8 protein-coding genes are annotated in these 12,491 nt (G+C 61.2%); 3 read left to right on the top strand and 5 right to left on the bottom strand.

From position 1 onward, the window contains the following. Window positions 1-40 precede the first annotated feature (40 nt). Together oadA and FXO12_RS18585 are read right to left on the bottom strand one after the other, a co-directional pair. Entirely contained in the window at window positions 41-1,849 is a 1,809-nt protein-coding gene (gene oadA, locus FXO12_RS18590; RefSeq protein ID WP_034129149.1) for a sodium-extruding oxaloacetate decarboxylase subunit alpha, read from the bottom strand. Between the two features lie 11 nt (window positions 1,850-1,860). Further along, a complete protein-coding gene (locus FXO12_RS18585; RefSeq protein ID WP_003195732.1) occupies window positions 1,861-3,276 on the bottom strand; it encodes an acetyl-CoA carboxylase biotin carboxylase subunit in 1,416 nt (471 codons plus the stop codon). 194 nt (window positions 3,277-3,470) lie between these two features. Between FXO12_RS18585 and FXO12_RS18580 the strand changes: the two genes are divergently transcribed. Continuing rightward, entirely contained in the window at window positions 3,471-4,445 is a 975-nt protein-coding gene (locus tag FXO12_RS18580) for a LysR family transcriptional regulator (RefSeq protein WP_057975225.1), read from the top strand. On the opposite strand, the gene FXO12_RS18575 is transcribed toward FXO12_RS18580, so the two are convergent. From FXO12_RS18575 to FXO12_RS18565, 3 genes are all read right to left on the bottom strand, one after another. Continuing rightward, window positions 4,375-4,572, bottom strand: coding sequence for a PA3496 family putative envelope integrity protein (locus tag FXO12_RS18575; protein WP_072445664.1), 198 nt, complete (start codon window positions 4,570-4,572; stop codon window positions 4,375-4,377). The two genes, FXO12_RS18580 and FXO12_RS18575, sit on opposite strands and share 71 nt — an antisense overlap. 262 nt (window positions 4,573-4,834) lie before the next feature. Next, window positions 4,835-5,701, bottom strand: a complete 867-nt coding sequence (hexR, locus tag FXO12_RS18570) for a transcriptional regulator HexR (protein ID WP_003177007.1) — start codon at window positions 5,699-5,701, stop codon at window positions 4,835-4,837. A gap of 162 nt (window positions 5,702-5,863) precedes the next feature. Continuing rightward, complete coding sequence (locus tag FXO12_RS18565; protein ID WP_060772792.1) at window positions 5,864-8,737, bottom strand: bifunctional diguanylate cyclase/phosphodiesterase; 2,874 nt, start codon at window positions 8,735-8,737, stop codon at window positions 5,864-5,866. A 278-nt stretch (window positions 8,738-9,015) separates the two neighbouring features. Between FXO12_RS18565 and uvrD the strand changes: the two genes are divergently transcribed. Both uvrD and FXO12_RS18555 read left to right on the top strand, forming a co-directional pair. Next, on the top strand, window positions 9,016-11,199 hold the full coding sequence (gene uvrD, locus FXO12_RS18560; RefSeq protein WP_014720554.1) for a DNA helicase II: 2,184 nt from the start codon (window positions 9,016-9,018) through the stop codon (window positions 11,197-11,199). A 306-nt stretch (window positions 11,200-11,505) separates the two neighbouring features. Further along, the gene (locus FXO12_RS18555; protein WP_003195740.1) at window positions 11,506-12,372 is read left to right on the top strand and encodes a Tim44 domain-containing protein; all 867 of its coding nucleotides are present in this window, start codon (window positions 11,506-11,508) and stop codon (window positions 12,370-12,372) included. Window positions 12,373-12,491: the final 119 nt, after the last annotated feature.

The following is a 12,491-nucleotide window of genomic DNA, read 5'->3' as shown; positions in this document are numbered from 1 at the left end:
GCCCCCCCGAGGTTTAAGCGGTAGTTGGAAGGCTGAGTAATCAGCCTTCGATCTCGATCAGGATTTCCCCAGGGTTCACCCGGTCGCCCTTGGCCACATGAACAGCGGCGACCTTGCCGGCAATCGCTGCCTGCACTTCGGTCTCCATCTTCATGGCTTCGGTAATCAGCACGGCCTGGCCGGCCTTGACCACGTCGCCGACCTTGACCAGCACATCGACGATATTGCCCGGCATCGCCGTGCTGACATGGCCCGGTTCGGTCGCGTGCTTGCGCTTGCTGCCGCCGCTGCTGACAAATTCGTTTAGCGGCTCGAACACCACTTCTTCCGGCATGCCGTCGATGGACAGGTAGAAGTGACGCTTGCCTTCGGCCTTTACACCGACACCGGTGATATCCACACGGTAGCTTTCGCCGTGCACGTCGATAACGAATTCGGTCGGTACACCTTCACCGCCAGCACGGGCCACGCCGCCCGCTTCCGGGATCGGCAACAACACTTCAGGGGCCAGGGTGCCGGCGTCGCGTTCTTCGAGGAACTTGCGCCCGATGTCCGGGAACATGGCGTAGGTCAGCACGTCTTCTTCGGACTTGGCCAATGCGCCGATTTCGCCGCGCAGCTTGGTCATTTCCGGCTTGAGCAAATCCGCCGGGCGCACGTCGATCACGTCTTCGCTGCCGATGGCCTGGCGGCGCAGTTTTTCGTTCACCGTGCCCGGCGCCTTGCCGTAACCGCCTTGCAGGTAGAGCTTCACTTCGTTGGTGATGGTTTTGTAGCGCTCGCCGGCCAATACGTTGAAGAACGCCTGGGTGCCAACGATCTGCGAGGTCGGCGTTACCAGTGGCGGGAAGCCGAGGTCTTCACGCACTCGTGGAATCTCGGCCAGCACTTCGCTCATGCGGTTCAGAGCGCCCTGCTCTTTGAGCTGGTTGGCCAGGTTGGAGATCATCCCGCCCGGCACCTGGTTGACTTGCACACGGGTGTCGACGGCGGTGAATTCGCTCTCGAACTGGTGGTACTTCTTGCGCACGGCGTAGAAGTACAGGCCGATCTCTTGCAGCAGTTCCAGGTCGAGGCCGGTGTCGAACTCGCTGCCTTTAAGGGCTGCGACCATCGACTCGGTGCCCGGATGGCTGGTGCCCCAGGCAAAGCTGGAGATGGCCGTATCGATGTGGTCGGCACCGTTTTCGATGGCCTTGAGTTGGCACATCGCGGCCAGGCCGGCGGTGTCGTGTGAATGGATAAAGATCGGCAGGTTCTGCTCGGCTTTGAGTGCCTTGACCAGTTCGCCAGTGGCGTAGGGCGTGAGCAGGCCGGCCATGTCCTTGATCGCGATGGAGTCGCAGCCCATGGCTTCCAATTGCTTGGCCTGGGCCACGAACGCTTCCACGGTATGCACTGGGCTGGTGGTGTAGGCGATAGTGCCTTGTGCATGTTTGCCAGCGGCTTTCACCGCTTCAATGGCCACGCGCAGGTTACGCACGTCGTTCATTGCATCGAAAATGCGGAACACGTCGATACCGTTGACCGCCGCCTTGGCCACGAAGGCTTTGACCACGTCGTCGCTGTAATGGCGGTAGCCCAGCAGGTTCTGGCCGCGCAGCAGCATTTGCAGGCGCGTATTGGGCAGTGCGGCACGCAGTTGGCGCAGGCGCTCCCACGGGTCCTCCTTGAGGAAGCGCACACAGGCGTCGAAGGTCGCGCCGCCCCAGACTTCCAGGGACCAGTAGCCAACTTTGTCGAGCTTGTCGCAGATCGGCAGCATGTCGTCGGTGCGCATGCGGGTGGCCAGCAACGATTGGTGGGCGTCGCGCAGGATGGTGTCGGTTACGAAGATCTTCTTGCTCATTGTTATATTCCTCACAGGCCTGCGTGGGCGGCGATGGCGGCGGCGATGGCCAGGGCCAGCTCTTCGGGTTTGCGCTTGATCGAGTAGTTGGTCAGCTCAGGGTGGCTTTCCACAAAGCTTGTATTGAACTGGCCGCTACGGAATTCCGGGTTGCGCAGGATTTCCTGATAATAGGCGGCAGTGGTCTTCACGCCTTGCAGGCGCATGTCGTCCAGGGCACGCAGGCCGCGGTCCATGGCTTCTTCCCAGGTCAACGCCCACACCACCAGTTTCAGGCACATGGAGTCATAGAACGGCGGGATGGTGTAGCCGGTGTAGATCGCCGTGTCGGTACGCACGCCGGGGCCGCCAGGGGCGTAGTAACGGGTGATCTTGCCGAAGCTTGGGAGGAAGTTGTTCTTCGGGTCTTCAGCGTTGATACGAAACTGCAACGCGAAACCACGGTGCTGGATATCTTCCTGCTTGACCGACAACGGCAGGCCGGAGGCGATGCGGATTTGCTCGCGAACGATATCGATGCCGGTGATTTCTTCGGTGATGGTGTGTTCCACCTGCACCCGCGTGTTCATCTCCATGAAGTACACCTCGCCCTCGGCGAGCAGGAACTCCACGGTGCCGGCGTTCTCGTAGCCCACGGCCTTGGCGGCGCGCACCGACAGATCGCCGATGTAGGCGCGCTGTTCCGGGGTCAGTTGCGGGCTGGGGGCGATTTCGATCAGCTTCTGGTTGCGACGCTGGATCGAGCAGTCACGCTCGAACAGGTGCACCACGTTGCCAAAGCTGTCGCCGAGGATCTGCGCCTCGATGTGCTTGGGATTGACGATGCATTTTTCCAAGAACACTTCCGCCGAACCGAAGGCCTTGGTGGCTTCGGAAATCACGCGGGGAAAGGCTTGTTCAAGTTCTTCGCGACTGTTGCAACGACGAATGCCACGGCCGCCACCACCGGAGGTGGCCTTGAGCATCACCGGGTAACCGATACGGTCGCCTTCAGTGAGGGCTTCGTGGATGTCGGCAACGTTGCCTTCGGTGCCCGGCGTGACCGGCACACCGGCCTTGATCATGCTGCGGCGCGCTTCGGTCTTGTCGCCCATGCGGCGAATCACTTCTGCCGAGGGGCCGATGAACTTGATGCCGCGCTCGGCACAGATATCTGCCAATTCGGCGTTTTCCGACAGGAAGCCGTAGCCGGGGTGCAGCGCATCGCAGCCGGTTTCCACCGCCAGGTTCACCAGCTTGCGCGGGTTCAAGTAACCGGCCAGTGGCTCGGCACCGATGCTGTGGGCTTCGTCGGCACGCTTGACGTGCAACGCATGGCGGTCGGCGTCCGAATAAACCGCGACCGAGCGAATGCCCATCTCGGCGCAGGCACGCACGATTCGTACGGCAATTTCACCACGGTTGGCGATCAGGATCTTTTTTATCACTTGGAAATTCCCTTGAGCCGATTTGCGTGCTTCGACCCGTTGCAGCCGGGCCGGCGCGTGACCAAATGTTTCATGACAGTCGCGAGACACACACTATGCGCACAGGAGAATTAACAAAAATCAATAATTATTGGGTTGTGTATAAGTAAAGACTTATAGTTGGCCGGAACACCAAGGGGCCGAGGCTTTATAAAATGCGTAAGTCATTGATGCGTATGACATTGCGTCAATTGCAGATCTTCAATGAAGTGTGTGATTTGCGTTCCTACAGCCGTGCCGCCGAGGAAATGTCCCTCACCCAACCGGCGGTCAGCCTGCAAATTCGCCAGCTGGAAGAACTGATCGGCCAACCGCTGTTCGACTATGTCGGCAAAAAACTCTACATGACCGAGGCCGCCGAAGCTTTGCAACGGGCCAGCCGCGACATCTTCGGGCGCCTGGAAAACCTCGATATGCAGCTGTCGGACATGCAGGGCTCACTGCAAGGCCAACTGAAACTGGCGGTGGAGTCCAGCGCCAAGTATTTCGTGCCGCACCTGTTCGCCGCCTTCAAGCGCCAGCATCCGGAAGTGCAATTGCAGCTCACGGTGGTCAACCGTGCCCAGGTGATCCGCCGGCTCTCGGACAACCGCGACGACCTGGTGATCATGTCCATGGTGCCCCAGGACATGGGCCTGGAATTCCTGCCGTTTCTCAACAATCCGATTGTCGCCGTGGCGCTGCCAGATCATCCGTTGAGCCTGCAAGGGCCACTGCGCTTGCAGGACCTGGAGCCTTATACCCTGCTCATCCGCGAGCCGGGCTCTGGCACGCGACTGGCCTGCGAGGAATACTTCAAGGAAAAACGCGTGCACTTCACCCAGACGGTGGAAGTGGCCTCGGCCGAGGCGCAGCGTGAATGTGTGAGTGCAGGGTTGGGCGTGGCATTGCTGACGCGCCACGCCTTGAACCTGGAGCTGGCCACCGGCGGGCTCAAGGAGCTGCCGGTGGAAGAACTGCCGCTGTACCGCAGTTGGTGCCTGGTGCAGGCCAAGGCTAAACGCCTGTCACCGGTGGCCCATGCGTTCCTGGGCTTTATTCGCAGCGAACGGGTGCAGATCAGCGCGCTGGCTGAGCGTTTCGCTGGGCAGCCACGGATGCCTGCCAATGCAGTTCCGGGTAGTCACTGATGCTCTGGAGCAACTGGCGCTCCTCGCAACGGTCTTCGATGGCGCGACGGAACGCCATGCGGCGCTGGTCTTCCTGCTGACGACGGGTCTTGACGGTGCTGTTGCTGTCTTCGTAGGGCCGGGTCATTTGGAGTCTCCCAATGCGAGTACGGGGAGTACAGGATGGGCGTGGGGGATGACGGTTTGGCGGCGCGGGGATTACAGGATGATGAATCTTGCGAAATTGACGCAAACTCCCTGTGGGAGCTGGTTCGCTGTGGCGAGCAAGCTTGCTTGCGCTGGGGTGCGAAGCGCCCCCAAAAAGCCGGAGACTGCTGCGCAGTCAGCGGGAGCAAGCTCCCTCGCCACAGCAAGCCAGCTCCCACACTTTGACCGAGTATGGCCTGGGCTTAGTCGTCGAGGGCTTTGACGGATTTTGGCGAGAGGCGAAGGCTACGCAAGCTGCGCTTCACGCTCTTGAGGTGGTTGACCAGGCTCGGGCCACGGGCCATGGCCACGCCCATCGCCAACACGTCGATGACCACCAGGTGGGCAATGCGCGAGGTCAGCGGCGTGTAGATTTCGGTGTCTTCATGCACGTCGATCGCCAGGTTCACCGTGGACAACTCGGCCAATGGCGTCTGGCTCGGGCACAGGGTAATCAACGACGCGCCGCTCTCACGCACCAGGTTGGCGGTGATCAGCAGGTCTTTGGAACGACCTGATTGGGAAATGCAGATGGCCACGTCAGTGGGCTTCAAGGTCACCGCCGACATCGCCTGCATGTGCGGGTCGCTGTAGGCCGCAGCGGTCAGCAGCAGGCGGAAAAACTTGTGCTGGGCATCGGCCGCCACCGCGCCGGACGCACCGAAGCCGTAGAACTCGACGCGCTGGGCCTGGGACATTGCGGTCACGGCCTTTTGCAGCTCCACCGGGTCGAGCTTCTCACGCACTTCCATCAAGGTGTGTAAGGTGGTGTCGAAGATTTTCAGGCTGTAGTCGGCGACGGAGTCGTCTTCATGGATTGCAAACTGGCCGAAGCTCGCCCCGGCAGCCAGGCTTTGCGCCAGCTTGAGCTTGAGGTCCTGAAAGCCGGAGCAACCAATGGCGCGGCAGAAGCGCACGATGGTCGGCTCGCTGATGCCCACGCTGTGGGCCAGGTCGGCCATGGAACTGTGCATCACAGCCGCAGGGTCAAGCAGCACATGATCGGCAACCTTGAGTTCCGATTTGCGTAACAGGTGGCGCGACTGGGCGATATGTTGCAACAGGTTCAAAGGGCAGGACTCTTGTTATTGGCAGGCGCCAGGGATGTAGCAAGCTTGTAGTTATACTACAAGAATTGTCGTTTTGCCCGTTAGATGCATCACTAAATCGCCCTGCTCCCCTCTGATTCAGCGGGCAGCCGCTATGTAGCCATAAAGGCGGCCTACGCTGCGTTAAGAAAAATCTGCGTTTTTGCGTAACAAATCCGCCAGCCCTTCGGCCCTCATGGGCGGGCTGATCAGGTAACCCTGTACCTCGTCACACTGCTCACCGCGCAGGAAATCCAGCTGCTGCTGATCCTCCACTCCTTCGGCCACTACCTTGAGCGCCAACCCGTGGGCCATGGCGATGATCGCACGGGTGATGGCCGCATCCTCGCGCCCCTGGCCAAGCCCCCGGATAAAGGCCTGGTCGATTTTTACGTAGTCCACCGGGATACGCTTGAGGTAGCTGAGGGACGAATAACCGGTGCCAAAGTCGTCGATGGCCAGCTTCACCCCCAGGTCGCGCAATTGCTGGAAGGTGGCGATGATGTGTTCAACGCTGTCGAGCAACTGGCTTTCGGTCAGTTCCAGCTCCAGGTACTGCGGGTCCAGTGCGGTTTCCTCCAGCACTTGGCGCACCAGGCTGACCAGCTTGCCCTGGCGCAGCTGATGCACCGACAGGTTGACCGACACGCGAATCGGCGCCAGCCCCTGACGCTGCCATTCGCAGGCCTGCCAGCAGGCCTGGCGCAGCACAAATTCGCCCAACGGCACGATCAAGCCGGTTTCTTCCGCCAAACCGATAAAGTCACTCGGCGGCACCATGCCCCATTGCGGATGCTCCCAGCGGACCAACGCCTCGGCAGCCTTCAGCTTGCCAGTGACCAGGCACAGCTTGGGTTGGTAAAACACCGTGAGCTGACGCTCGTCGATGGCTTTGCGCAGGTGGTTTTCCAGCTGCAAACGCTCCAGGGTGCTGGCTTGCAGGCTGTCGGTGAAGAACTGGAAATTATTACCGCCCAAATGCTTGGCGTGCTGCATCGCCATATTCGCCTGGCTGACCAGTGCAGAAATCTCCCGTGCGTTATCAGGCAGCAGGCTGACGCCCATAGAGGCGCTTACCACCAGCTCATGGCCCTCCACGTTCACCGGCACGCGCAGCTTCGCCAGCAACCGGGTCGCCACCCGCGCCAGGCTGGATAAGTTGCCATAGGCGTCAAACAGTACGGCGAACTCATCACCGGACAGGCGCGCAATGGTGTCGGCCTCCGGCAGCGCGTTGATCAAGCGCCGCGCCATTTTCTGCAGCAGTTGGTCGGCCACTTCATGGCCCAGGCTGTCATTGAGCAATTTGAAGCGGTCGAGGTTGATATGCAGCAGCGCGAGGCTGCGACCGCCTTGGCGCACCCGCTGGTGAGCTTCGCGCAGCCGTTCGCGAAACAGCGAGCGGTTGGCCAGGCCGGTCAACTCGTCGTAGTGGGTGAGGTAGCGCATGCGCTCTTCCGACTCGCGCCGGGCGGACAGATCGGCGAAGAATCCTACGATATGACTGACGTTCCCCCGTACATCACGCACCACATTTAGCTGTAGCCATTGCGGGTACAGTTCGCCGTTCTTGCGCGTCTCCACCAATTCGCCCTGCCAGGTGCCGTGGCTGAGCAATGCCTGGCGGATCAGCGGGAAGTGGCGCCGCGCATCGCGACTGCTGGGCAGTTCCACGACGTTGCGGCCAAGCATGTCGTCGATGTCGAAACCGGTGACGCGGCTGAACGCCTGGTTCACGGCGATCAGCGCGTAGTTCGGGTCGAGGATCACAATGCCTTCGCTGGCCGCCTCGAACACCGTCGAAGCCAGGCGTTGCTGCTCCTCCACCGCCTTGCCGGCGCTGATGTCGCGGCGCGTGCCCAGCATACGGACGACGCGGCCACTGGGTGTGCGCTCCACGGCGCGCCCGCGGTCTTCGATCCACACCCAATGCCCATCGCCATGACGTATCCGGTACTCCACCTGATAATCCTCGCTGCGGCCTTTGAGATGCTCTACCAGTGCGTGCTTGAGCAGTGGCAGATCGTCGGGGTGCAGGCGCGGTTTGAGGTGGCTGAGCATCGCCGTGACGTATTCGGGCTCCAGGCCAAACAACTCCTTGAGTTGCGTGTGGTGGACCTCGTCGGTTTGCAGGTTCCAGTCCCACAGGCCCAGCTCACTGGCTTGCAGGGCCATAGCCAGGCGCGCTTCACTTTTACTCAAGGCGAGGCTGGCAGCATCCAATTGCTGGCTGCGTTGCGCCACACGATCTTGCAGACCGACCTGGGCTTCACGCAAGTTCTGCTCCACCTCGCGGCGCTGCTCGACTTCGCGCACCAGGTCCTGGTTCAACTGCTCACTGCGTTGCTGCGCCTGCTGTAAATGCTCGATCAGGGCCTGGTTCTGGAAACGGCGCAACAACCCGCGCTGGATCAGGCGGTTGACCTGCCACGCGACCAGGCTCAGGGACGCCAGCAGGATCAGCCCGAGCACGCCCCAGCCTTGTTGCTGTGGGGTGCCATCCCAGAACAGGTAGACGATGGCCGGCACCAGGCACGGCAAGGCAAACGACAGGTAAGCCCAAAAGCTCACGGCATAGGCCACGCTGGCCGACAAGGTGGCGGCGCCGATCAGGCCAAACACCCAGGCCTGATGCATGAAGCTGTCCGTGGGCACCAGGGCAATGGCCGCAACGGAGAGGGTCAGGCCACTGACCGCCGAGCCGAGCATGAACATACGGCGCCACACGGGCTGGGCCTGCCGGCTGGGCATGGCCGAATCAAAGGCTGCCACTTGAATCACGCGCATCGCCACCAGGGCAAGCAGCCAGAGCAGCCAGACGCTGTCCAGCAGGTACTGATTGGGGTTCCACAGCAACCAGGCGCAGACCAGGCCGTTGACCAGCATCAGCAGCGTCGGCAGCAACGAACCTTGATACAGCAGGCGCGTGCGCTCAACCGCGATTTCGGTTGCATAGTGTTTACGGATGACCTGTGCCGGGGCCGGCGAGGGGCCAAACAGGTCGGTGCTAAGGGTCATAGGCGGTGTTCTTATAATGGTGAGCCCGAAACGTCGACGGAGCATACACAAGCAAGCGCCTGGGCCAAACTGCTACAAGTCATAAAAAACCTCCTGCGATTGGCCGCAAACCTTTGGCCCAGACCGCTTGAGCAAGACACGGCATGGGCTGCGGCCGATGACCAACCGGTCATCCCCCCCGTCAGAATGTTCGCCGCGTCGGTAGCGTGCAGGCGTTTTGCATCGACCATCCGGCATTGGGATTTGCCCAGGCCCCCCAAGGCCCATAGAATGCGTCGATGCGCGATGATCTCTCTCTTTTGCTGAACTCTCTCAACGATGCCCAACGCCAGGCCGTAGCGGCCCCCGTTGGCCGTCAGTTGGTCCTGGCCGGTGCTGGCTCCGGTAAAACCCGAGTGCTGGTGCACCGTATCGCCTGGTTGATCCAGGTCGAAAACGCGTCCCCGCATTCCATCCTGTCGGTGACCTTCACCAACAAGGCCGCTGCCGAGATGCGTCATCGCATCGAGCAGTTGATGGGCATCAGCCCGGCGGGCATGTGGGTGGGCACCTTCCACGGCCTGGCGCACCGCCTGTTGCGGGCGCATTGGCAGGAAGCCGGCCTGAGCCAGACCTTCCAGATTCTCGACAGCGACGACCAGCAACGCCTGGTCAAGCGCGTGATCCGCGAACTGGGCCTGGACGAACAACGCTGGCCGGCGCGCCAGGCACAGTGGTTTATCAACGGCCAGAAAGACGAGGGCCTGCGCCCGCAACATATCCAAGCCAGCGGCGACCTGTTCCTGGCCACAATGCGCAGCATTTATGAGGCCTATGAAGCGGCCTGCGTGCGCGCTGGCGTCATCGACTTCTCCGAACTGCTGCTGCGTGCCCTCGACCTGTGGCGCGACAACCCCGGTTTGCTGGCCCATTACCAGAAACGCTTCCGCCATATCCTGGTGGACGAGTTTCAGGACACCAACGCCGTGCAGTACGCCTGGTTGCGTCTACTGGCCAAGGGCGGTGACAGCCTGATGGTGGTGGGCGATGACGACCAGTCGATCTACGGCTGGCGTGGCGCGAAAATCGAGAACATCTACCAGTATTCCGAAGACTTCCCGGACGCGGTGACCATCCGCCTGGAGCAGAATTACCGCTCCACCGCCGGGATCCTCAAGGCGGCCAACGCCTTGATCGCCAACAACACCGGGCGCCTGGGCAAAGAGCTGTGGACCGACGGCGGCGAAGGCGAAGCGATCAACCTGTACGCGGCGTTCAATGAGCACGATGAAGCGCGCTACGTGGTCGAAACCATTGAAAGCGCACTGAAAACCGGCCTGGCCCGCAGCGATATCGCGATTCTGTACCGTTCCAACGCCCAATCGCGGGTGCTGGAAGAGGCCTTGCTGCGCGAGCGCATCCCGTACCGCATCTACGGCGGCCAGCGCTTCTTCGAACGTGCAGAAATCAAGAACGCCATGGCATACCTGCGCTTGCTGGAAGGCCGGGGTAACGATGCAGCGCTGGAGCGGGTGATCAACATCCCGGCGCGTGGCATTGGCGAGAAAACCGTCGAAGCGATCCGCGACCATGCGCGCCATGCCGATGTGTCGATGTGGGAAGCCATGCGCTTGCTGATCGCCAACAAAGGCCTGACTGGCCGTGCTGCGGGGGCGTTGGGGGTGTTTGTCGAGCTGATCGAGAACCTGGCCGCCAAGTGCGCAGAGATGCCGCTGCACCTGATGACTCAGACCGTGATCGAGCAGTCCGGGCTGATCGCCTATCACGAAGCGGAAAAAGGCGAGAAAGGCCAGGCCCGGGTAGAAAACCTTGAGGAACTGGTCAGCGCCGCCCGCGCGTTCGAAAACACCGAGGACGACGAAGAGCTGACGCCGCTCGCCGCCTTCCTGGGCCACGCCTCGCTGGAAGCCGGCGATACCCAGGCCGACGAGCATGAAGACAGTATCCAACTGATGACCTTGCACAGCGCCAAAGGCCTGGAATTCCCTTATGTGTTCCTGGTGGGCATGGAAGAAGGCCTGTTCCCTCACAAGATGAGCCTGGAAGAACCCGGCCGCCTTGAAGAAGAACGCCGCCTGGCCTACGTGGGCATTACCCGGGCGATGCAGAACCTGGTGATGACCTACGCCGAGACCCGACGCCTGTATGGCAGCGAAACCTACAACAAGGTGTCGCGCTTCGTACGTGAGGTGCCGAAGGGGCTGATCCAGGAAGTACGCTTGTCCAACAGCGTCAGCCGCCCGTTCGGCGGTGGCCAGCAACAGAACTCCAGCAGCATGTTTGCCGGTTCCGAAATACCGGAAACCCCGTTCAGCCTGGGCCAGCAGGTCAAGCATGCGATCTTCGGCGAAGGCGTGATCCTCAACTTCGAAGGCGCAGGCGCCCAGGCGCGGGTGCAGGTGAACTTCGCCGAGGGCAGCAAGTGGCTGATGATGGGTTACGCCAAGCTCGAAGCGGTCTGAGCTGATCACCTGTGGCCATAGATTGCTTCCGCTGGCGTGCGCAGCGCGCCCGTTTTTTGGGGCTGCTGCGCAGCCCAGCGGGAGCAATCTCTGGCCACAATAAGCCCACCATCATGAAACACTGCGTAACATGAAGATTATTGGCCCAGCCTTGTTTTAGAGGCGTGCGGGCCAATATCTGTAATTGGTCCTACAGACCCTTCGGATTTGGTCTTACGCAAAAGCCCGAAACATTATGCCGCTAGCCACTGCCACGACACCTGTGCAACATGGCGCGCGTGCAATCCACAAATGGGAATTCCCTATATGAAACGTTTTCTTAGCATCGCCATGGCGTTGTGCATCGGCCTGACGATGAGCCTCGACGCCAACGCCAAACGCTTCGGTGGCGGCAAAAGCTCGGGCGCGGCACCGACTCACCAGACCAGCCAAATGGCTCCATCCGCCGGTGCCGGCGGTGCTGCGGCTACTGCAGGCGCAGCCGGTGCCGCTGGCGCTGCTGCCAAGGCCGGCGGTGCTTCGCGTTGGCTGGGCCCACTGGCCGGCATCGCCGCCGGTGGCCTGCTTGCGTCCATGTTCATGGGCGACGGCTTCCAGGGCATGCAGATCTTCGACATCCTGATCATGGGCGTCATCGCCTTTTTGGTCTTCCGCTTTATCGCCGCCCGTCGCCGCAAGCAGCAGGAGCACCTGGCTCCAGCCGGCGCGCCGATGCAGCGTGAAGCGTTCGAACAGAAGCCTGCCATGGGTTCGATCTTCGGTGGTTCGGCAGCCCCTGCCGCCCGTCCGGTGATCAACGCACCGGCTTGGTTCAACGAAGAGCGTTTCGTCGAAGCGGCCCGCAGCCACTTCCAGTCCCTGCAACAGCACTGGGACGCCAACGAAATGGACAAGATCTCCGAGTTCGTGACCCCGCAGTTGCTGGAGTTCCTCAAGCGCGAACGTGCCGAGATCGGTGACGCCTTCCAGTCGACCTACATCGACGACCTGCGCGTACAGCTCGATGGCGTGGATGATCGTGCCGACAAGACTATCGCCACCCTGACCTTCAGCGGCGTGTCGAAGTCCTCGCGCTTCGACCAGGGCGAAGTGTTCAGCGAAAGCTGGAATATGGAACGCGCCCAGGGCGACGACCAGCCATGGCTGGTCGCCGGTATCCGCCAGAACGGCTAATACCTGCGCGTTTGAGCAAGCGGTAACAAAAACCCCGGACATGTCCGGGGTTTTCTATTTCACGGTTGCACTTATAGCGAGCTACTGTATAAAACGCCCCTATAAACCGCGCCATCTAG

This window comes from Pseudomonas sp. J380, assembly GCF_009827115.1.
GTDB classification, from domain to species: Bacteria; Pseudomonadota; Gammaproteobacteria; order Pseudomonadales; family Pseudomonadaceae; genus Aquipseudomonas; species Aquipseudomonas paracarnis.
Note: the sequence above shows the minus strand (reverse complement) of the source record. Positions and strands in the feature narration are given on the sequence as shown.